At 67.5% G+C, this 19,491-nt stretch carries 17 protein-coding genes; 11 read left to right on the forward strand and 6 right to left on the reverse strand.

The features are described from left to right. The first annotated feature begins 34 nt into the window (after positions 1-34). The 5 genes from ACZYZ7_RS14885 to ACZYZ7_RS14905 are packed head-to-tail and all read left to right on the forward strand — an operon-like array spanning position 35 to position 5,252. Positions 35-1,042 carry an NAD-dependent epimerase/dehydratase family protein gene (locus tag ACZYZ7_RS14885; protein ID WP_450071549.1) on the forward strand — a complete coding sequence of 336 codons (1,008 nt, stop codon included), beginning with the start codon at positions 35-37 and terminating at the stop codon, positions 1,040-1,042. Further along, complete coding sequence (locus ACZYZ7_RS14890) at positions 1,039-3,270, forward strand: acyl-CoA dehydrogenase (protein ID WP_450071548.1); 2,232 nt, start codon at positions 1,039-1,041, stop codon at positions 3,268-3,270. Before ACZYZ7_RS14885 ends, ACZYZ7_RS14890 begins: the two co-directional genes overlap by 4 nt. Positions 3,271-3,279: 9 nt before the next feature. Beyond that, entirely contained in the window at positions 3,280-4,500 is a 1,221-nt protein-coding gene (locus ACZYZ7_RS14895; RefSeq protein ID WP_135459551.1) for a thiolase family protein, read from the forward strand. Positions 4,501-4,506: 6 nt separating this feature from the next. Continuing rightward, on the forward strand, positions 4,507-4,929 hold the full coding sequence (locus ACZYZ7_RS14900; protein WP_450071547.1) for a Zn-ribbon domain-containing OB-fold protein: 423 nt from the start codon (positions 4,507-4,509) through the stop codon (positions 4,927-4,929). 44 nt (positions 4,930-4,973) lie between these two features. After that, complete coding sequence (locus tag ACZYZ7_RS14905) at positions 4,974-5,252, forward strand: hypothetical protein (protein WP_450071546.1); 279 nt, start codon at positions 4,974-4,976, stop codon at positions 5,250-5,252. Between the two features lie 30 nt (positions 5,253-5,282). Here ACZYZ7_RS14905 and ACZYZ7_RS14910 read toward each other — a convergent pair whose 3' ends face one another. Genes ACZYZ7_RS14910 through ACZYZ7_RS14925 form a run of 4 tightly spaced genes read right to left on the reverse strand, consistent with a single transcriptional unit; the run spans position 5,283 to position 10,085 of the window. Further along, positions 5,283-6,473, reverse strand: coding sequence for a cytochrome P450 (locus ACZYZ7_RS14910; RefSeq protein ID WP_450071545.1), 1,191 nt, complete (start codon positions 6,471-6,473; stop codon positions 5,283-5,285). Next, positions 6,470-8,017, reverse strand: coding sequence for a bifunctional 3-(3-hydroxy-phenyl)propionate/3-hydroxycinnamic acid hydroxylase MhpA (gene mhpA / locus ACZYZ7_RS14915; protein WP_450071544.1), 1,548 nt, complete (start codon positions 8,015-8,017; stop codon positions 6,470-6,472). The genes ACZYZ7_RS14910 and mhpA overlap by 4 nt, the downstream gene beginning before the upstream one ends. Continuing rightward, positions 8,014-8,952 carry a fumarylacetoacetate hydrolase family protein gene (locus ACZYZ7_RS14920; RefSeq protein WP_450071543.1) on the reverse strand — a complete coding sequence of 313 codons (939 nt, stop codon included), beginning with the start codon at positions 8,950-8,952 and terminating at the stop codon, positions 8,014-8,016. Before ACZYZ7_RS14920 ends, mhpA begins: the two co-directional genes overlap by 4 nt. Beyond that, complete coding sequence (locus ACZYZ7_RS14925) at positions 8,949-10,085, reverse strand: VOC family protein (protein WP_450071542.1); 1,137 nt, start codon at positions 10,083-10,085, stop codon at positions 8,949-8,951. The genes ACZYZ7_RS14920 and ACZYZ7_RS14925 overlap by 4 nt, the downstream gene beginning before the upstream one ends. Positions 10,086-10,229: 144 nt before the next feature. Between ACZYZ7_RS14925 and ACZYZ7_RS14930 the strand changes: the two genes are divergently transcribed. Then, positions 10,230-10,901: a TetR/AcrR family transcriptional regulator gene (locus ACZYZ7_RS14930; protein ID WP_450071541.1), complete on the forward strand. Its 672-nt coding sequence runs from the start codon at positions 10,230-10,232 to the stop codon at positions 10,899-10,901. A 4-nt stretch (positions 10,902-10,905) separates the two neighbouring features. On the opposite strand, the gene ACZYZ7_RS14935 is transcribed toward ACZYZ7_RS14930, so the two are convergent. Then, positions 10,906-11,562, reverse strand: coding sequence for an enoyl-CoA hydratase-related protein (locus ACZYZ7_RS14935; protein ID WP_135459543.1), 657 nt, complete (start codon positions 11,560-11,562; stop codon positions 10,906-10,908). Continuing rightward, positions 11,559-12,191, reverse strand: a complete 633-nt coding sequence (locus ACZYZ7_RS14940; RefSeq protein ID WP_450071540.1) for a TetR/AcrR family transcriptional regulator — start codon at positions 12,189-12,191, stop codon at positions 11,559-11,561. The genes ACZYZ7_RS14935 and ACZYZ7_RS14940 overlap by 4 nt, the downstream gene beginning before the upstream one ends. Before the next feature lie 102 nt (positions 12,192-12,293). Between ACZYZ7_RS14940 and ACZYZ7_RS14945 the strand changes: the two genes are divergently transcribed. The 5 genes from ACZYZ7_RS14945 to ACZYZ7_RS14965 all read left to right on the forward strand — a co-directional run bounded on the left by ACZYZ7_RS14945 (position 12,294) and on the right by ACZYZ7_RS14965 (position 19,487). Further along, positions 12,294-13,016, forward strand: coding sequence for a TetR/AcrR family transcriptional regulator (locus ACZYZ7_RS14945; RefSeq protein WP_450071539.1), 723 nt, complete (start codon positions 12,294-12,296; stop codon positions 13,014-13,016). Next, complete coding sequence (locus ACZYZ7_RS14950; protein WP_450071538.1) at positions 13,016-15,595, forward strand: ABC transporter ATP-binding protein/permease; 2,580 nt, start codon at positions 13,016-13,018, stop codon at positions 15,593-15,595. Before ACZYZ7_RS14945 ends, ACZYZ7_RS14950 begins: the two co-directional genes overlap by 1 nt. Continuing rightward, the gene (locus ACZYZ7_RS14955) at positions 15,592-17,328 is read left to right on the forward strand and encodes an ABC transporter ATP-binding protein (RefSeq protein WP_450071537.1); all 1,737 of its coding nucleotides are present in this window, start codon (positions 15,592-15,594) and stop codon (positions 17,326-17,328) included. The genes ACZYZ7_RS14950 and ACZYZ7_RS14955 overlap by 4 nt, the downstream gene beginning before the upstream one ends. A gap of 51 nt (positions 17,329-17,379) precedes the next feature. Continuing rightward, complete coding sequence (locus tag ACZYZ7_RS14960; RefSeq protein ID WP_450071536.1) at positions 17,380-18,828, forward strand: hypothetical protein; 1,449 nt, start codon at positions 17,380-17,382, stop codon at positions 18,826-18,828. A 158-nt stretch (positions 18,829-18,986) separates the two neighbouring features. Then, complete coding sequence (locus ACZYZ7_RS14965) at positions 18,987-19,487, forward strand: hypothetical protein (protein ID WP_450071535.1); 501 nt, start codon at positions 18,987-18,989, stop codon at positions 19,485-19,487. Positions 19,488-19,491: the final 4 nt, after the last annotated feature.

A 19,491-nucleotide genomic window follows, 5' to 3' on the forward strand; every position in this document is an offset into this window, starting at 1 on the left:
CGTAAATATCGGAGAACGACGAACGCAAGGGCGCATGGCAACAAAGAAACTGGTCATCGGGGCCAGCGGATTCCTCGGTTCGCATGTCGCCAGGCGGCTGGTCGAGCGCGGCGAGGACGTACGGGTGCTCATCCGCAGCACCAGTTCCACCCGCGGCATCGACGACCTCGACGTGGAGCGGGTCTACGGCGACATCTTCGACCCCGACTCGGTGCGCGATGCGATGGACGACTGCGACGTCGTGTACTACTGCGTCGTCGACGCCCGGGCCTGGCTGAGTGACCCGGCGCCGCTGTGGCGGACCAATATCGAAGGGCTGCAAGAGGTCCTGGATGTGGCGGTCGAGGCGGGGCTGAGCAAGTTCGTCTTCACCAGCTCCATCGCCACTATCGGCATCGCCGAATCCGGCCCGGCCACTGAGGATCTGCCGCACAACTGGCTCGACGTGGGTGGCGACTATGTGCATACCAGGGTGCTCGCCGAACAGATGGTGCTGCGGTACGCCCGTGAGCACGGACTGCCCGCGGTGGCGATGTGTGTGTCCAACACCTATGGCCCTGGCGACTGGCTGCCGACCCCGCACGGGGGTCTGGTCGCCGCTGCGGTGCGGGGCAAGATGCCGTTCTACGTCAACGGAGCGGCCGCCGAGACCGTGGGCATCGCCGATGCCGCCGAGGCGCTGGTCCTGGCCGGTGAGCGGGGGCGGATCGGTGAGCGCTACATCGTGTCCGAATGTTTCATGTCTGCCGGGGAGATCTATCAAACCGCCTGTGCTGCTGTTGATGTCGAGCCGCCGCGGCGCGGGGTCCCGATCCGCCTGCTGGCAGCGGCGGGCGCGGTGGTCGATCCCTTGGCCCGGCTGCGCAAGAAGGACAACCAGCTCAGCCCGCTGACCGTGCGGTTGATGCACGTGATGTCGCCGATGGACCACAGCAAGGCGGTCCGCGAACTCGGCTGGCAACCGAGACCGACGACCGAGGCCATCGCCGAGGGCGCACGATTCTTCACTTCCGGTCTCTTCCGATCGAGGCGGCGCGCATGACCACCCACGTCTCCATCGCGCTGACACCCGAACAACAGCAGCTGAGCGAAGCCGTCGGGCAGTTCGCGGCCCGGCACGCACCCATCGACGCGACCCGGGCCGCGCTGGACGACCTGGCCGCGGGACGGTTGCCGTCATGGTGGGGCGCAATGGTGGAGAACGGCTTTCATGCCGTACACCTGCCCGAGGCGGTGGGCGGGCAGGGTGGCCGCCTGGAAGACATGGCCTGCGTGCTGGAGGCCGCGGGTGCGGCACTGCTGCCGGGCCCGCTGCTCACCACCGCGATCGCCGGGGCCGCACTGGCTTCGCAGCAGGGCCCCGGTGCCGAGACGCTGCTCAAGGAGATCGCCGAAGGTGCGACCGCCGTGGTGGTGTCCAGCGAGCAGTCCGACATCGCGGGCTGCCGCGACGGGGACGGCTGGCGGCTGACCGGTTCGACAGGCCTGACCTTGGGCCTGTGCTCGGCGCAGCGCGTCGTGGTGCCCTTTGCCGACGAGACCGGCGCCCTGCGCTGGGCAGCGCTGAATCCGGCTGAGGGTCAGGTCGAATCGCGCCGCGGCACCGACCTGACCACGGATCTGGGCCTCCTGCGGCTGAGCGATCACGCGGTGCCCGCCGCCGCGGTCCTGACCGGGGTGGACGCCGAGCTGGTCACCGACCTGACCGTGGCGTTCACCGCCTCGATGGCGGCCGGCATCACCCAGTGGTGTGTGGAAACCGTCACCGAACATCTACGGACCCGGGAACAGTTCGGCAAGCCGATCGGGACGTTCCAGGCGTTGCAGCACAAGGCGGCGATGCTGCTGGTGAACAGCGCGCTGGCGACGGCAGCGGCCTGGGATGCGGTGCGGGCGCTCGATGGATCCGTGGATACCGACCAGCACCGGCTGACCGCCTGCTCGGCCGCGGTGATGGCGGTCATGCCGGTTCCCGGTCTGGTGCTCGAGGCGCTCACCATGCTCGGAGCAATCGGATTCACCTGGGAACACGATCTGCACCTGTACTGGCGCCGGGCCACCAGCCTGGCCGCATCGATCGGTCCGGTGTCACGATGGACCCGCACCCTCGGCCGGCTGTCGGCCACCGCCACGCGGGACGTGACGGTCAACCTCGGCGAGTCCGACGCCGAATTCCGGGCCAGGGTCGGTGAAACCCTGGACCGTGCACTCACCCTGTCCGACAACGGTTTCGGACGACAAGGCGAGTACCCGGAGTTCACGATCGGGGCACGGCGTGACTTGCTGGCCGACGCGGGGTTGATCGCCCCGCACTGGCCCGCGCCGTGGGGATGCGACGCGACCGTACGTCAACAGCTCATCGTCGACGAGGAATTCGGTAAGCGCGCAGCCCTGGTGCGACCGTCGGTGGGCATCGCCGAGTGGATCCTGCCGAGCCTCATCGCGGCCGGAACCCCGGAACTGCAAGAGCGTTTCGTGCCCGGCTCGCTACGCGGGGACCTGTCCTGGTGTCAGCTGTTCAGTGAGCCGGGAGCAGGATCGGACCTGGCCTCGCTGAGTACCCGGGCCGTGCGGGTCGAGGGCGGGTGGCGGATCAACGGACACAAGATCTGGACCTCGTTGGCGCATCGAGCCGATTTCGGTGCGTTGCTGGCCCGTACCGATCCCGAGGCTCCCAAGCACCGCGGTATCGGCTACTTCATTCTCGACATGCGTTCACCCGGAGTGGAATTCCGCCAGATCACCCAATCCAGCGGGCGGGCCGAGTTCAACGAAGTGTTCCTCACCGACGTCTTCGTACCCGATGACATGCTGCTGGGCGATCCGGCGTCGGGCTGGCAGTTGGCCATCAGCACCATGGCCCACGAACGGGTGGCGATCAGCGGCTACGTCAACATCGACCGGATGGGGGCGCTACGCGAGCTCGTCGGGGTGAGCCCCGATCCGGATCCGGTGTTGCATGCCATCGGCGAGATCGACTCCTACACAAACGCTCTCAAGGCGCTCGGGGTGCGTGAGACGCTGCGTCTGCTCGACGGACAGCCCCCGGGGCCGGCGTCGAGCATCGCCAAGGTGGCCACCAACGTGATGCTGCGCCGCGCATCCGAACTCACCCTCGGACTCACCGGACCGCTTGCCCTGGAACAGGACAGCCAACCCGCGGTGGTGGCGCCCTACCTGGACCTTCCCGCCGAGCTGATCGGCGGCGGCACCACTGAGATCCAGCTCAACATCATTGCCCAGCTGATTCTGGGATTACCCCGCAAGTGAGGAGCGAGTATGGGAGCGCGTAGGGGACTACAGGGCGAAGCCGCGATCGTCGGCTACGTCGAGTTGCCGCCGGAGCGGATGAGCAAAGCCGCGCCGGCTCCGTTTACCTTGGAGCAGTGGGCCCTGCTGGCAGCGGCAGCCTTGGAGGATGCCGGCCTGTCGGCCGAGCAGGTCGACGGCATCGTCACCTCTCACCTGGGCGAGTCGGAGATCTTCGTGCCGTCGACCGTGGCCGAATATCTGGGCGTGCGAGCGAACTTCGCAGAGTTGCTCGACCTCGGCGGGGCCAGCGCCGCGGGCATGGTGTGGCGGGCGGCCGCCGCGATCGAGCTCGGCCTGTGTGACGTGGTGCTGTGCGCCCTACCGGCGCGTTACATCACCCCGAGCTCGGAGCTGAAACCGAAGACGTTGACCGACGCGGTGTTCTTCGGCTCGTCCAGCAACCAATTCGGCTCGCCGCAGGCCGAATTCGAGATTCCCTATGGCAACCTCGGCCAGAACGGGCCGTACGGTCAGGTGGCGCAGCGCTATGCCTATGAGTACGGCTACGACGAGCGGGCGATGGCCAAGATCGTGGTGGACCAGCGGGTCAACGCCAATCACACCGACGGCGCCATCTGGAAAGACACCCCGCTGAGCGTCGAGGACGTGCTGAACAGCCCGGTGATCGCCGACCCGTTGCACATGCTGGAGATCGTGATGCCGTGCGTCGGTGGCGCCGCTGTGGTCGTGGCGAGTGCCGAGGTCGCCGCCCGAGCCCGCAACCGGCCGGTGTGGGTCAAGGGTTTTGGCGAGCACGTGCCGTTCAAGACGCCCACGTACGCCGAGGATTTGCTCGACACACCGATCCGCAAGGCGGCCGACACGGCGTTCGGGATGACCGGGCTGACCCGCGACCAGATGGACATGGTGTCGATCTACGACTGCTACACCATCACGGTGCTGCTCAGCCTGGAGGACGCCGGGTTCTGCGAGAAGGGCAAGGGTATGTCCTTCGTGTCCGACCACGACCTGACCTTCCGCGGCGATTTCCCGCTGAACACCGCGGGCGGCCAACTCGGTTTCGGCCAGGCCGGATTAGCCGGCGGCATGCACCACGTTTGCGATGCCACCCGTCAGATCATGGGCCGAGCGGGGGCCGCCCAGGTCGCCGATTGCAATCGCGCATTCGTCTCCGGCAACGGCGGCATCCTGTCCGAGCAAACCACCCTGATCCTGGAAGGCGAGTGAAGACCGATGACCGGATTCGCCCGGCCCATGCCGGTGAAAACCCCTACCAGCACGCCGTTCTGGGACGCACTCGCGGAGCATCGCATCGTCATCCAGTACTCGCCGTCGACGCAGGCCTATGTGTTCTACCCCCGCGTGTTGGCGCCCCGCACGCTGGCCGATGATCTCGAGTGGCGGGAGATCTCGGGGATGGGCACGCTGTATTCGTTCACCGTGGCCCGGCGCCCGGTCGGCCCGCACTTCGCCGACGCCGTTCCGCAAATTTTGGGTATCGTGGAATGGGATGAGGGTCCGCGGTTCTCGACGGAAATCGTTGACGTCGCACCCGAGGAACTCAGTGTCGGAATGCGGCTCAAGCCTGTTTTCTGCGACTACCCGGACGCCCTTGCCGGAGCTGGTGTGACGCTGCTGCGCTACACGCGGGCTTGATCACACCACTTGGCAGGAGGCTCACAGGAGAGGAGTATGGAGTCATGCTAACCATACGAAAACTCATGGGATCAGTGTTCGTAGCGGGAGCCGCATTGGCGATTGCAGCAGGACCGACCGCCGCGCTTATGACTGACGCGCCCGCGACGACGATCAGTGCTCAACCCAGCGGCGGCGGTGACGCCGGCGGTGGCGGTGGCTGTGACAGCGGGCCCGGCTGGAACGGCTGTGGCGGTTGGAACCCGGTCCAGGGTGGCTTCGGCCATGGCTGCATCAACGGAATCTGCGGTGGCTGGGACGGCCAGCGCGGCTGGGGTAGCTGACCCCTACCGCTGACCCCGTCACCGACGGGGTCAGACGGCGGTCAGCTTGACCGGCAGCGATGAGTGCCGGCGGATGATGTTGTTGAGCGCCCAGACCGGGGTTGCCGTCAGTTCGATGCGGTCCACCCGCTCGACGAGTGCGCGCAGCATCGCCTGGGTCTCCAGACGCGCGAGCCCCTGCCCGGCGCAGGCGTGGGCGCCATTGCCGAAGCCGAGCTGACGGCCCGCGTCGTTGCGGATGTCGAACACGTCCGGGTCATCCCACTCGAGTTCGTCGCGGTTCGCGGACGCGTAGATCACCAGTACCCGGGCCCCGCCCGGCACGGTGGCGCCACCGACTTCGATGTCGTGGCGTGCCTTTCGGGTGAACGCGCGCAGCGGCGACGAGTACCGGATGATCTCGTTGACGGCATTCGGGATCAACTCGGGCTGACGCTTGAGCAACTCGAACTGTTCGGGGTGGGTGGCCAGCAGGTGTACCGCGTTGGCGATGGCGCTGATCGTGGTGTCCAGCGACGGGACGATGTAGTCGACCATCAGGGATGCGCAGTCGGCGTCGGAGAGCTCACCGTTGTCGGCAGCGAGCAGGAGGTCGTGCCCGAGGCTGCCGTCCAGGACAGCGCGTTTCTTGACGACGCCGCGAGCGAAGCGCAGCATCCGCGCGGAGTCAGGGATGGCTCGCGCAGCCCGCCGATTGAGCGGGCCGAGCAGGTCGAAAGTGGCTCCGCCCCAGGCCATCAGGTCGGCGCGCTGGTCCCGCGGCCAGCCGACCAGGTCGGGGACGATCGCCAGCGGTAGCGCCGACGCGATGTCGTCGATGCCGTCTACCGAACCCTTCGCGACGGCCCGGTCGACGATGTCGGCGGCCATTCGGTCGACGTCGTCGGCCATCGCGCGCAGCGCCCGCGGGAGTAGGCGGTGGGCGACGAGCTTGCGACGCGCGTCGTGTATCGCACCGTCGCTGGTGAGAGTGGTGCCCTTGGAGAGGGTATTCGGGATCGGGTTCAGCCCGACCCCCTCGCCGGAGATGAAGGTCTTGTCGTCGCGCAGGATCGACTTGCACTCGGCATAGCGCGGGATTGCGTAGGCCCGATGGCGGGAGAGTCGCACCACGGGGCCGAGTGCCCGCAACCGGGCGTAGTGCGGGTAGGGGTCGATGATCGCCGCGGTGGAGTAGATGTCCGAGCGGTAGGTGGGAATGGCGTTGCGTGTCAGCGTCATTGCGGTGGCGTCACTTTCCGGATGGTCCCGCTGCAGGACTTGGGCAGCGAGTCGAACAAGGCGTCCAGATCCCGTCCCGCGCGCATCACGGTGCGGTCGGGCCGGATGATGGCTGCGTCGGCGCGACCACGGCGCAGCCAGTTCGCGAGCTCGGAACCCGGCGCGGCGACGTGAATGACGGCGCCGCGCTCATCGGCGAGGGCGCGCCCGGCGGCACTCGGCGCGGTGCGGGTGATCACGGCGAAGCCGTCTGAAAGGTCGGAGTCGAGCCGTATGCCTTCCGCCACCAGCGGATTCGGACAGAGTCTGCCGGCCAGTTGCCGTGGCGCCCGGGACTTCTGGACCAGCGCCGAGCGATGCAACGCCGGCGTCTCGCTGTCGACGAGATTGGTGCTCAGTCCCGGCAACCAGTGCAGGCGTGGCACGAGTATCCGACGGATCAGGTTCCCGAACTCACCACCCGCGGTCATCGCCCGCCCGACCGCGAGGGCCAGCCGGATCATGTGCCGGGTATGTGGCTTCCGTTCCTGCTCATAGGTTTCCAGGACGTCGCCGGGCAAGGACCCGGCCAGCACGCCGGCGAGCTTCCAGGCCAGGTTCATCGCGTCGCGCAGTCCCGCGCCCATGCCTTGCCCGATGAACGGTGGGGTGAGATGGGCGGCGTCGCCGAGCAGGAAGATCCGGCCCCGCCGCCATTGATCGGCAAGCTGCGCGCGGAAGGTGTACTCGGTCACGCGCACCAGGTGCAACTCGGCGCTCGAAACCTGCTGGACCCAGGGGCGAATCAGCGGCTCGAGGGCGTCGAGGGTGGCGAAGTCAGCGGCGGTCTCGCAGTCGCGCAGCTGGAACTCCCACCGATAGCGCGTCTCGCCGATCCGCATGTACGTGCCGGCCCGGTCCGGGTCGCAGACCTGATCGACGCCCTCCCAGTTGGCGAGTTCGGCGGTGGTGCCGACATCGACGACGAGCCAGCGTTGCTCGAATCCGAGATCCTCCATGCGGGAGCCGATCCGGGACCGCACGATGCTGTTGGCTCCGTCGCAGCCCAGCACGTAGTCCGCCTCGACGACATGCTCGCCGCCGTCGGCGCGGTCGGCGTAGGTGACGCGAACCCGGCCACGTGCATCCTCGGCGACGTCGGTGACCTCGACGCCGCCGCGTAGTTCCGCATGCGACCGGCGGGCCAGGTTGGTCCGCAACACGGCCTCGAACTCGGGCTGGTCGAACATGTTGGCCTGGGGAAAACCGTTGCGGCCCAGCGCGGCATCACGTCTGAACTCGGCGAGCACATGCCTAGAGCTGTCGAGCAACCGAAGCCCCAGGGTGGGGCGCGAGATCGCGGCGAACTCGTCGGCGATGCCGAGGCGGGCCACGATGCGGAAGATCTCGTCGTCCAGGTGCACCGCCCGGGGTTGCGGATACACCTGCGCCCAGCGGTCCAGGACCAGGCAGTCGATGCCGTACTGCGCGAGCAGGGTGGCCGCCGTTACCCCGGTGGGCCCCGCCCCGATGACGACGACGGGGACGTGCGGCACCGCCGTCATGCGTAGCGGACCACCGCGCGCTGGGTGCCCAGGTCGATCGCCTTGTCGTCGGTCGCCACGCTGGTCTCGACGACGTCACCGTCGCGCAGGTACCTGGTGTTCTTGGCCTGGGCCTTGAAGAACGCCTTCCACTTCAGTGCCGGTGGCAGCAGCGCACCGATCATCTCGATCGGCTTGGGCGGTGCACTCAACGCGGTCCCGACTGGGGTGCCGGTCAGGAGCAGATCGCCGACGTCCATCCGCTGGAATCGCGTCAGTTCCTGAAGGGCGCGCAGCGGGAGGTAGATCATGTCGCCGGCCACCTTGGCGTCCTGACGAAGTTCGCCGTTGACCCGCAACTGGAGGCGCAGCTCGCCGAAGCGCTTGAGCTCATCGGCATCGAGCAGCACCAGCGCCGGTCCTACCGGCGTGAACGTCGGATACGACTTGGCTTCGTAGAACTGGGTTTTCGGCAACTGGACGTCGCGGGCCGACACGTCATTGGTGACCACCAGCCCGGCGATGTAGGTGGGCAGATCCGTTTCGGTCAGGTGGGTGCCGACCGGGAGCTCACGTCCGAAGACCAGGCCGATCTCCACCTCGTAGTCCAGGAGCCTGACGTGTTCGGGCTTGACGATGTCGTCGGTCGGACCGTTGATCGACCCGGAGGCCTTGCGGAAGAACGCCAGTGGGAGTGTCTCGGGATTCAGGCCCGCGTCCTTGGCGTGCGATGCGAAGTTGGCCATCTGGGCGACGACCCGGCACGGTGCGGTCACCGGTGAGACGAGGTCGAGGGTGTCGACCGGTACCGGGTCGGTGCCGGTGGTGGCTGTGTCGATGGCGGTCCGGTCGCCGAGCAGTTCGGCCGTGGTGGTGGCCGAGGTGTCGATCTTCACTGCGCCACGGTCGGTTTGGACGTACCAGGCGTCGGCGGTGCGGAGGACGGTGGTGGTCATGAACTGGCTACTTTCAGCAGGCCGCGCAGGCGGGTGAGGGTGAATTCGTTGTCGTGGTCTCGGATGGCGGCGAGCATCGAGCGCAGTTCGTCGATCGACTCTTGATTGGGGGCGATCCCGAGGAAGTCCTTGGTGACGGGCGGCCCCCACTGGGCCAGCCCGGACGCGGTGAACGGCGCCCACCCGGGTTCGAGGGTGTTGTCGAACATGTCGCCGTCGGCGAAGTGTTCGACGAGGAAGCCGTCTGGGTCGCGCCAGTAGTCGAACAGTTGGCTGCCCTGGACGTGGCGACCGATGCCCCACGATCGGTGGTAGCCGTGTTCGCGCAGGTATTCGCCGCCGGCGGCCAACGCATCGAGATCGGCCACCTGGTAGGCGGAGTGCACGTAGCGGTTGCGCGGGCCGAGTGTCATCGCCAGCGTGTGGTGATCGGTGGGTACCTCGCCGCGGTCGCAGCGGATGAAGCTCATCGTCGGACCGCGGTCGCGCTGGCCGGGGTAGTACTGGAAGTCGCTGACGATCATCCCGAGGTTGTCCAGATACCAGTTCAGCGTCTCGGTGTACTTGGTGCTTTGCAGCACGACGTGGCCCAGGCGTTGCACGGCGGCGGGAACCCGTGGCGGACGCTGGGTTGCGTTGGTGCGTCGCAGATCATGCCCGACGTTCAGGACCAGCGGGCTCTGCGACGGCAGGGGAGCCAAGTCGTGGGTGCCGGCGATGACGTGGACCGGGACACCGCTGGGGTCGATCAGGTCGACGGCGAGTCCGCCGATGCTCTCGGGCAGTGCGCGCGTCGGTGCACCCGTTGTCTCGGCCAGTCGACGCACGTCGCCTTCGTCGCGGGCGGCGAAGGCCACGCCGGCGAATCTCGACCGGGGACCCCGCCGCACGATCAGACACGGTGCGCCGGCATCAGTGCCACGCAGGTGCAGTTGGTCGGATGTCCTTGCCGCCGTGGCGAAGCCGAACGCCTGCGTGAAGGCCTCGGCGCGGACGAGGTCCGGCTTCTCGAACTCCAGCCAAGCGATGTCGCGCACCTTGATCACCGGATTGCGGGACCGGCCCGGGTGCTCGCCTCGGCGCGCGCCCTGGTCGCTGTGCAGGTCGTGATGGGTGCCTGCGGTATCCGCCATGGCCGCCTCCCGTTGATTCTGACGAAATCGTCACATGCGCCGCGATCGTCAGTCAAGGTGTTCTGACGAAATCCTCAGAATTGATGAGGCGGTTAGAATCAACGGAATCCCGGAAGGATCTGCGCGGGGAAGGGGGCCATCACGATGACGACGCAGCCGGCTGATGGGCCTGGCGATCAGCCGAACCGGTTGGCTCGGCGCAAACAGCGCACCCGCGCGGCCCTGCTCGCCGCGGCGCAATCCTTCATCGCGGCGGGCAAGCTCAACGTGCCGGTTCTGGAGATCACCCAGGCTGCCGACGTCGGCATGGGGTCGTTCTACAACCACTTCGACAGCAAGGAAGAGTTGTTCGAAGCCGCCCTCACCGAGGCGCTCGACGTGCACGCCGACCTGTTGGACGCGTACGCCAAGTCGCTCGGTGACCCGGCCGAGGCGTTCGCCTGCAGCTTTCGCCTGACCGGGCGGATGTTTCGTCGGCGACCTCAGGAAAGCCGGGTACTGCTGTCCAGTGGACTGTCCCTACTGTCCTCGGACAAGGGCCTGGCCCCGCGGGCCCGGCGCGATATCAGCGCCGCCGTCGAGGCCGGCCGATTCCACGTCACAGATCTCAACCTGGCTCTGGCCGTGGTCGGAGGGGCGCTGCTCGGGCTGGGGCAGCTACTTCACGACGAACCGGATCGCGATGACGCACAGGCCGCGGACACAGTGACGCAGAACCTGCTCATGCTGCTCGGCATGTCCGCCGAGGAAGCCGGCCGTCTCTGCAAGCAGCCGCTGCCCGATCTCAGCGCGATCGATCAATCGGGCCCGGCCTGATGGGCTAGACGGATTGCAGCGCTTGGACCGCCGGTCCGAACATGCCCTGCTTGATCGCACCCAGGGTGCCGGAATCCTTGCCGCCCAACGGACGCAGCAGATCAATGGCCGCCGTCGTCACCGAGCCCTCGGGTGCCGTGGCGTCGACGATCCCGTAGGCCTGGGCATCGACGCCGCCGAACCGGCGGCCGGTGGTCATGGACGCGACGGCCGCCTGCGGGGTCAGTTTGGCCTGGATCAGCGCGGCCATTCCCGGGGTGAATGGAATACGGATGTCCACCTCGGGGAAGCAGAAGAACCCGCGGTCGTCACGCATCACCCGGAAGTCGTGGGAGACGGCCAGCATCGCGCCGGCACCGAAGGCGTGCCCAACCACCGCGGCGGCCGTCGGGATCGGCAGCGTCAACACCCGCGCAAACAGGCCCTGTACCCGGCCGACGTACCAATCGCCCTGATCGCTGTGGGCGCCAAGCCAATCCAGATCCAGACCGTTGGAATAGAACTTGCTGTCGGCCGTCGTCACCAGGCCGTGTGCGCCCTTGGCCAGGACCGCGTCGAGGTGTGCGTCGACCGTATCGAGGAACTCGGGGGTGAACCGGTTCTCGTCGTCGCCCAGGTCGAGGATGGCGATCTCGCCGTCGTAATCCAGGGTGGGGGTCATGAGATTCCTTTCTTGAGGGGGAGTTTCGGCGTCTGCCTGGGGCCAGGTCCCACCGTCAGTACGGCGGCCACCGCCGCATTGAGATGATCGCGGGCAGTCGGATCGTCGAGGCGGTTGCGGTGTAGCAGGACAGCCGTGGGCAGGTCCACGATGCACGTCGTCACGGCGTCCACCGCGGCCCGGTCACGGCGGTCCCATGCGGCCGCAGCGAGTTCGATCATCAAGTCCACCAACTGCTTTTCCAACTCGCGCGCCTGCTCGGCCAGATCCGCCGGCAGATCGTGGCCGAGCACCTGCTCACGCCGGACCTGCAGGAGTAGCCGCGCCGACGCCGGGTGGCGCTCGGCGAAGACCGCCGGTGCGTAGGCGGCCGCGGCGATAGCGTCGACACCCGGTTGCGCAGCCTCGACCAGTTCCCGCTGCAGAGCCAGAAACCGTCGCCCGGCACGGAGCCAGACCTGGCCGAGCAGACCCGCCCGTGAGCCGAACGAGTGATACAGCGCGCCGTTGGACAGCCCGATCGCATCGCTGATCGCCCGGATCGTCACCGCTGCCGGTCCTGAGCGCACAGCCAGGGATTCCGTCGCATCGAGGACCGCATCCGGGTCGTAGACGCGAGGACGTGGCACCGCGACACCATAACAGAGCGAATGCTCCGTAACTCAGGGGGCGGTTGACGAGCACTAAGGCGACCCTTAGTTTGTGGGGGTAACTTTCCTGTGGAGGTGATCGTGGCCGGATCCGGGGTCCCGGCGCGGGTAGCGCGCATGGGTGGGCGCCCGCCGCTGATCGCGGTATCCGACATCGTCTCCGCGGGACGCGAGCTCGGCATGCGAAATCTGAGCATCAACGCCGTCGCCGCCCGGCTCGGCGTGTCAGCGACCGCGCTGTACCGCCACATCAGCGGCCGCTGGGAACTGGAACGGCTGGTCGGGGAGAGCCTGCTCGCCGAGCTCGAGTTCACCGATGATCCGGCCCGGTCCGTCGAAGACCACCTGCTGGCGTTCGGGGCGAACCTGCACCGCTACGCCCTGGCCAATCCCGGACTGGCCACCTACATGCAGGTGCTGTTCCCGCGCGGGGAGGCCGGCGCCAGGCTGCTGGCCGACGAGATCGCCGCATTGGGCCGCCGCGGCTACACCGCGGAGGCCGCGGCACTGTTGAGCAGTTCGGTGGCCGTACTGGCCATCGGGCTGGCCGCCCAACACGAACTCAAGGCCGAGGCCAGCGGCGGTGACGACGGATTCGTCCTGGAACGCGATGCCGCCGCCGAGCGGTTGGCCGGCGACGTCGCGCTGGGACCGGTCCACACCGCGGGCATGCAACTGCGTAGTCCGCAGTACCTGGAACTTCTGCTGAACGCGCTGATCCGGGGACTGTTGACGTCCGTCGTGCCCGGCAGGGCGATCACCGACATCGTGGCGGATCTGACCGCCAAGGGAGAGGACCGCTGATGGCACGCGGATTTCAGGGAGTGATGATGCGCGGCTTCGGCGCGCGTGATCACCAGGCGACCGTGGTCGAGACCACCTACCTGACGCCCAACATGGTGCGCCTGCGCATGGTGTCGCCGACGGTCTTTGAGGACGCCGTGGCCGAGCCGACGTCCTACCTGAGATTCTGGGTTCCGGACCCCGACGGCTCGAAAACCGAGTTCCAGCGCGGCTACACCATGTCCGAAATGGAGCCGGCCACCGGTCATTTCGCGGTCGACGTGGTGCTGCACGAACCGTCGGGCCCGGCGTCGAAGTGGGCTCGGGCCGCCAAGCCGGGCGACACCATCCCGGTGATGGCCCTGGGCTCGACGGGATTCACTGTGCCCGAGGATCTGCCCGCCGGATACCTGCTGATCGGTGATGCGGCAGCCACGCCGGCCATCAACGGCATCATCGGCGTTCTGCCGCATGACATTCCGATCGAGGTCTATCTCGAGCAGCATGACGAGAACGACCTGCTGATCCCGATCGCCGAGCACCCGCGGCTGCGGGTGCACTGGGTCAAGCGCCATGACGCGACGTCACTGGCCGCCGCGATCGAGACCCGGGACTGGTCGGACTGGTACTGCTGGGTGACGCCGGAGGCCGGCTCGCTCAAGCTCCTGCGCACGCGGTTGAAAGACGAGTTCGGCTTTCCCAAGTCCGAACTGCACGCCCAGGCCTATTGGACCGAGGGCCGGGCGATGGGCACCGATCGCACCGAAGCCGAGGCCGAAACCCGGGACGAGTCCGAAGCCGCTGTGGCCGAACCTGTTCCCGCACCGGCTGCCGCCACCCCCGCCCGCGGGACCTGGCGGGCGCAGGGCGCGGGACGGCTGCTGTCCCCGCTGAAAACCCCGCTGATCGTGTCGGGTGTGCTGCAGGCGATCATCACCCTGATCCAGCTGGCGCCGTTCGTGCTGCTGGTCGAGCTGGCACGGCTGTTGCTGGCCGGGGCCGAGGAATCCCGCTTGTGGACACTGGGTTTGACCGCGGTCTGGCTGTTGGGCCTGGGCGCGTTGTTGGGTGCCGGGCTCACCCTGTGGCTGCACCGCCTCGACGCACAGTTCGCCCGTCAGCTGCGGACTCGGCTGCTGACCAAGATGGCCCGATTGCCGCTGGGCTGGTTCACCGCGCGTGGGTCGGGCTCGATCAAGCAGCTGGTGCAGGACGACACCCTGTCGCTGCACTACCTGGTGACCCACGCGATACCGGATGCCGTGGCGGCGGTGGTCGCGCCGGTGGCCGTGCTGGTCTACCTGTTCACCGTCGATTGGCGGTTGGCCCTGGTGCTGTTCATCCCGGTGCTCACCTACCTGGTGCTGATGTCGGTGATGACCATCCAGTCCGGTGCCAAGATCGGTCAGGCGCAACGCTGGGCCGACCGGATGAGCGGGGAGGCCGGCGCCTATCTCGAGGGCCAGCCCGTCGTCCGGGTGTTCGGCGGTGCCGCGTCGTCGAGTTTCCGTCGTCGTCTCGATGAGTACATCGGCTTCCTGGTCGGCTGGCAGCGTCCCTTCACCGGCAAGAAGTCGTTGATGGACCTGGTGACCCGGCCCAGCACCTTCCTGTGGCTGATCGCCGCCGTCGGCACCCCGATGATCATCGGCGGCTCGATGGATCCGGTCGACTTGCTGCCGTTCCTGTTGCTGGGCACCACATTCGGCGTTCGGCTGCTGGGCGTGGGCTACGGGCTGGGCGGGATCCGCGGCGGCATGCTGGCCGCGCGTCGCATCCAGAACGCCCTCGACGAGGCGGACCTGGCGCTGCTCGAGCACCAGGGCGGGCCGGGTGACCCGGGTGCCGTGGTGTTCGACGGGGTGACCTTCGGCTACCGGCCGAGCGTGCCGGTGATCCAGGACGTGTCGTTGACGTTGCGCCCGGGCACCGTGACCGCACTGGTCGGCCCGTCGGGCTCGGGCAAGTCCACGCTCGCCGCGCTGCTCGCGCGCTTCCATGACGTCGACTCGGGATCGATCCGATTGGACGGCAGGGATATTCGATCATTGTCGGCCGACGAGCTGTACCGCCGAGTCGGCTTCGTGCTGCAGGAGACCCAGCTCGTGGCCGGTACGGTCGCCGAGAACATCGCGCTGGCCGACCCGGAGGCCGATCAGGCACGGATCGAGCAGGCCGCGCGCGACGCCCAGATCCACGAACGCATTCTGCGGCTATCCGACGGGTATCAGACCGTGCTTTCGGCGTCGTCGGCATTGTCCGGCGGGGAACGGCAGCGGCTCACCATCGCCAGGGCCATCCTGGCCGACACCCCGGTGCTGATCCTGGACGAGGCCACAGCCTTCGCCGATCCGGAATCGGAATACCTTGTGCAGCAGGCACTCAACCGGTTGACCAGGGACCGAACCGTTCTGGTGATCGCACACCGGCTGCACACCATCACCCACGCCGACCAGATCGTCGTCCTCGAAACCGGCCGCATCGCCGAAACCGGCACGCATGAGGAACTGCTGGCCGCAGGCGGGCGCTACCACCAACTCTGGCAGACCGGACAATCGCTGCGCCCCGGCGATGCCGTCACCGCAGGAGAGGCACGATGATCCGCACCCTGATCGCCCTCATCCCGGCCGACCGTCGCGGCAAGGTCGGCATCTATGCCGCGCTCACGTTGGTCTCAGTGGTGATCCGGGCGGCAGGCACGGTGCTGCTGATTCCCCTCGTGGCTGCGTTGTTCAGCGATGTGCCGCGCGACGCGCTGCCGTGGCTCGGCTGGCTCACCGCCGCGACGGTCATCGGCTGGATCGTCGACACCGCGACCTCGCGGCTCGGATTCGACCTCGGCTTCGCACTTCTCGACCACACCCAGCACGACGTGGCCGACCGACTGCCCGGCATCCGGATGGACTGGTTGGGCGGCGCCGGCGGCGCGAACACCGCCAATGCCCGCCAGGCGATCGCCGCCACCGGACCCGAACTGGTCGGCATGGTGGTCAACCTGCTGACGCCGTTGATCGGGGCGATCCTGCTGCCCGCGGCCATTGCGCTTGCGCTGCTGTTCATCTCGGTCCCGCTGGGGTTGGCTGCCCTGGCCGGCGTGGTGATTCTGCTGGGGGCGTTCTGGGCCTCGGGCCGGCTGAGCCGCAAGGCCGACGCGGTCGCCGACGAGACGAACCGGGCGTTCACCGAACGCATCATCGAGTTCGCCCGCACCCAGCAGGCGCTGCGCGCGGCCCGGCGGGTCGAGCCCGCCCGCAGCATGGTCGGCGACGCCCTGGCCGCGCAGCACGGCGCCAGCATGCGACTGCTGCTGATGCAGGTGCCGGGACAGCTGTTGTTCAGCCTGGCCAGCCAACTGGCCCTGCTGATCCTGGCCGGGATGGCCACCTTCCTGACCGTGCGCGGCACTCTCGGTGTGCCCGAGGCGATTGCGATGATCGTGGTCGCGGCGCGCTATCTCGAGCCGTTCACGTCATTGTCAGAGTTGGCCCCGGCGATCGAATCCACCCGGGCCACGCTGGGCCGGATCCGCGCCGTGCTCGACGCCCCGGTGATGGCCACCGGTACCGTCACGTTGACCACGGACGCCGCGCCCCGGATCGAATTCGAGGGCGTGACGTTCGGTTACGGAACCACCCCGGTGCTGCAGGATGTCAGCTTCGTCCTGGAGCCCGGCGGCACTACCGCGATCGTCGGGCCGTCCGGGTCGGGCAAGAGCACCATCCTGTCGCTCATCGCCGGGCTGCACCAACCCAGCGCCGGGCGGGTGTTGATCGACGGCGTCGACACCGCCCAGATGGACACCGAAACCCGCAGGGCAGCAACGAGTGTGGTGTTCCAGCATCCCTATCTGTTCGACGGGACGATCCGGGACAACATCCTGGTCGGCGACCCGGATGCCGATGCCGATCAACTGGCCGCCGCGGCGCGGCTGGCTCGCGTGGACGAGTTGACCGGGCGGTTGCCCGACGGTGACGGCACCAAGGTCGGTGAAGCCGGGACGGCCTTGTCGGGCGGTGAGCGGCAGCGGGTCAGTATCGCTCGCGCGCTGGTCAAGCCGGCGCCCGTGCTGCTGGTGGACGAGGCGACCAGCGCACTGGACACCGAGAACGAGGCCGCGGTGGTCGACGCCCTGACGGCCGATGAGCGTTCGCGGACCCGGGTGATCGTCGCGCACCGGCTGGCCAGCATCCGGCACGCGGACCGGGTGCTGTTCCTCGACGGCGGCCGGATCGTCGAGGACGGCAGCATCGATGAACTGCTGGCCGCGCGTGGTCGTTTCGACGAGTTCTGGAACCAGCAACGCGAGGCGGCCGACTGGCAGATCACGCACTAGCCGCCAAAATTCGTGACCGGCGTGCGGACGGCGCATTGCTAGGGTCGGTGGGTGGATGATTCCCAGCCTGGATTTCGCGAATGGCTGCACCAAATGCGCTGGTGGCACTGGCTTATCCTGGTTTTCGTCGCGGCCTGGTCCGCCGGGTTGGTGTGGCTCTTCACCAGTTTGGCCAGTGAGGACCCGACGCGGGAGCTGGCGCCGGTCAGCTATGCCGGCGACGTCGGGGTGCCCGGCCAGGTGTTGTTGCCGTCGCTGCGTCAGCAGCCGGTGCCGGGCTGGCGCATGAACCTCAAGACCGTGCTCGCTGATGTCACCCGGCCACGCGTTGAACACGTCGGTGATGTCGGCACGCGTGCCTATTTCACCGTGGCCGGTACGGAGCGGACCACCGGTGTGCGCCGCGCGTGGCTACTGGGTGTTGATGTGGCGCAAGGAGTCCCGTCATTCGCCCCGGTGCGGATCGACAACCCGGTAATGGTCACCTGCCTTCTCAACGGCGTCACCAGGGTGCTGTGTCTCAACAAGGACTACGGCGAGGCGCCGGGTGAGGCCTGGGTGCTGGACGCGCAGACCGGTGCTGTCCTCTCACGTACGGCGAGCACGCTGCAGTTCGACACCAGCAGTCTCGGTGACAAGGCCAGAGTCGTGCAGATCGGCTCCTACGCAGTGGCCTACGAACCGGAGACCGGCTGGCACGGTATCGACGATCAAGGTCGGTTCACCTGGACGGTCAAGGCAGTTGCAGGCGACATGACCATGTTGAAACGGCAGCCAGGTATGCCGCCGAGCGACATCGGAGTGGCCAAGATCGACAAGGACCGCAGTGCGGTGTTCTCGGCCGTCGACGGCAAGGTGCTCAGGAAGTCCGGCGGCAAGTTGCTGCCGGTGGTCGGTGGGTTCGCGGAGCAGGAACGTCAAAACAAGGCTGCCCGTCGTAGCCCGACGACGTTCGCGTTCTTCGATGACAGCGGGAATCGGGTGGGCCGCTATGACAACCAGACCGGCAGCCCCGAGCTGTTGAGTTCCGGCCTGCACGGTGCCGAGCTTCCGGTGTTGTCACTGTCACTGAGCGATCAGATGCTGGTGCTGGACAGTCGCGGTACACCGATGACGGCGGTACACGTCGACCAGGAAGTCACGCCGAATTCGATCGGGTTCCTCGGCGGCAGCATGTACCTCACCGACAACAACTGGAGCACCGGCGACAGATCGACAACATGGCAGAAGTTCGATCTGCGCAGCGGCAATCGGGTGTCGTCTTGTACCGGTCTTCCGGTGGAGGAGGACGGGTACGTCGGTTCCGATGGAACGGTCGTGGTCGCGCCGCAAGCGGGCGTCGACAAAGACGACGCGCCGACGGTCGCGGTCGATCTCGATACCTGCGCAGTGCTGTGGAAGATCCCCGAACCGGGACCGATGTGGGCAGTCGGGTCCACGTTGGTGCAGGCACTGCCCGCGTCCGGTGAACTGATCTCACTGGTGCCACCCGCACGCTAGCTGGGTACTAGCCGATCGGATAGTTGAAACGAACCTACTGTAACCATTACAGTTGGGCGTCCCGGAGTGATGAGCGGGGCAAGTTTGCCTATCCGGCGGGAGGCCATGTTGACGACGTCGCAGGTGGTTTTCGACTTATTCTCGGCGCGGGCAGCGCGATGAAGAGTGAAAAGGGCAGTGGCGCCGTGACATACCGCATGCACGTGATAGCCAGTGATGCCGCGGAACTGGCGGCGAACGCCGGGGGACTGATCGTCGACCGGATGATGAGCGGCTGGCGGGTCAGCGTGCAGCTCCTGCGGGAAGCCACGTCCGGGGCTGACCGGTCGGTGCAGATCCTGGGTGCCGAGTTGGTCGATGAGATGGAACCATCGGCCGGCGCCGACGGTGAGCAGTTCGTCCTGGTCATGGGTGCCGATTCGTACGACCGCGTGATCTCGGCTGACAGCCGGCAGTTCCCGGCCGGATTGGTCGAGGTTCTGGTCTGGGGTGAATCACCGGACGCCACTCAGATGTTCGGGCACACCCTGAGCGCGGCAGCACTGGCGTTCAAGACCCAGGCTGTTGCCGCGGTCCACCTCCCGGTCGGGGAGGTGGACATCGTTGAGGCATTCACGTCGGTGAACGCGAAGGCGCGGGCGGTCACCCGGCGCGCGTAAGCCC

The organism is Mycobacterium sp. IDUB_17, from assembly GCF_055419465.1.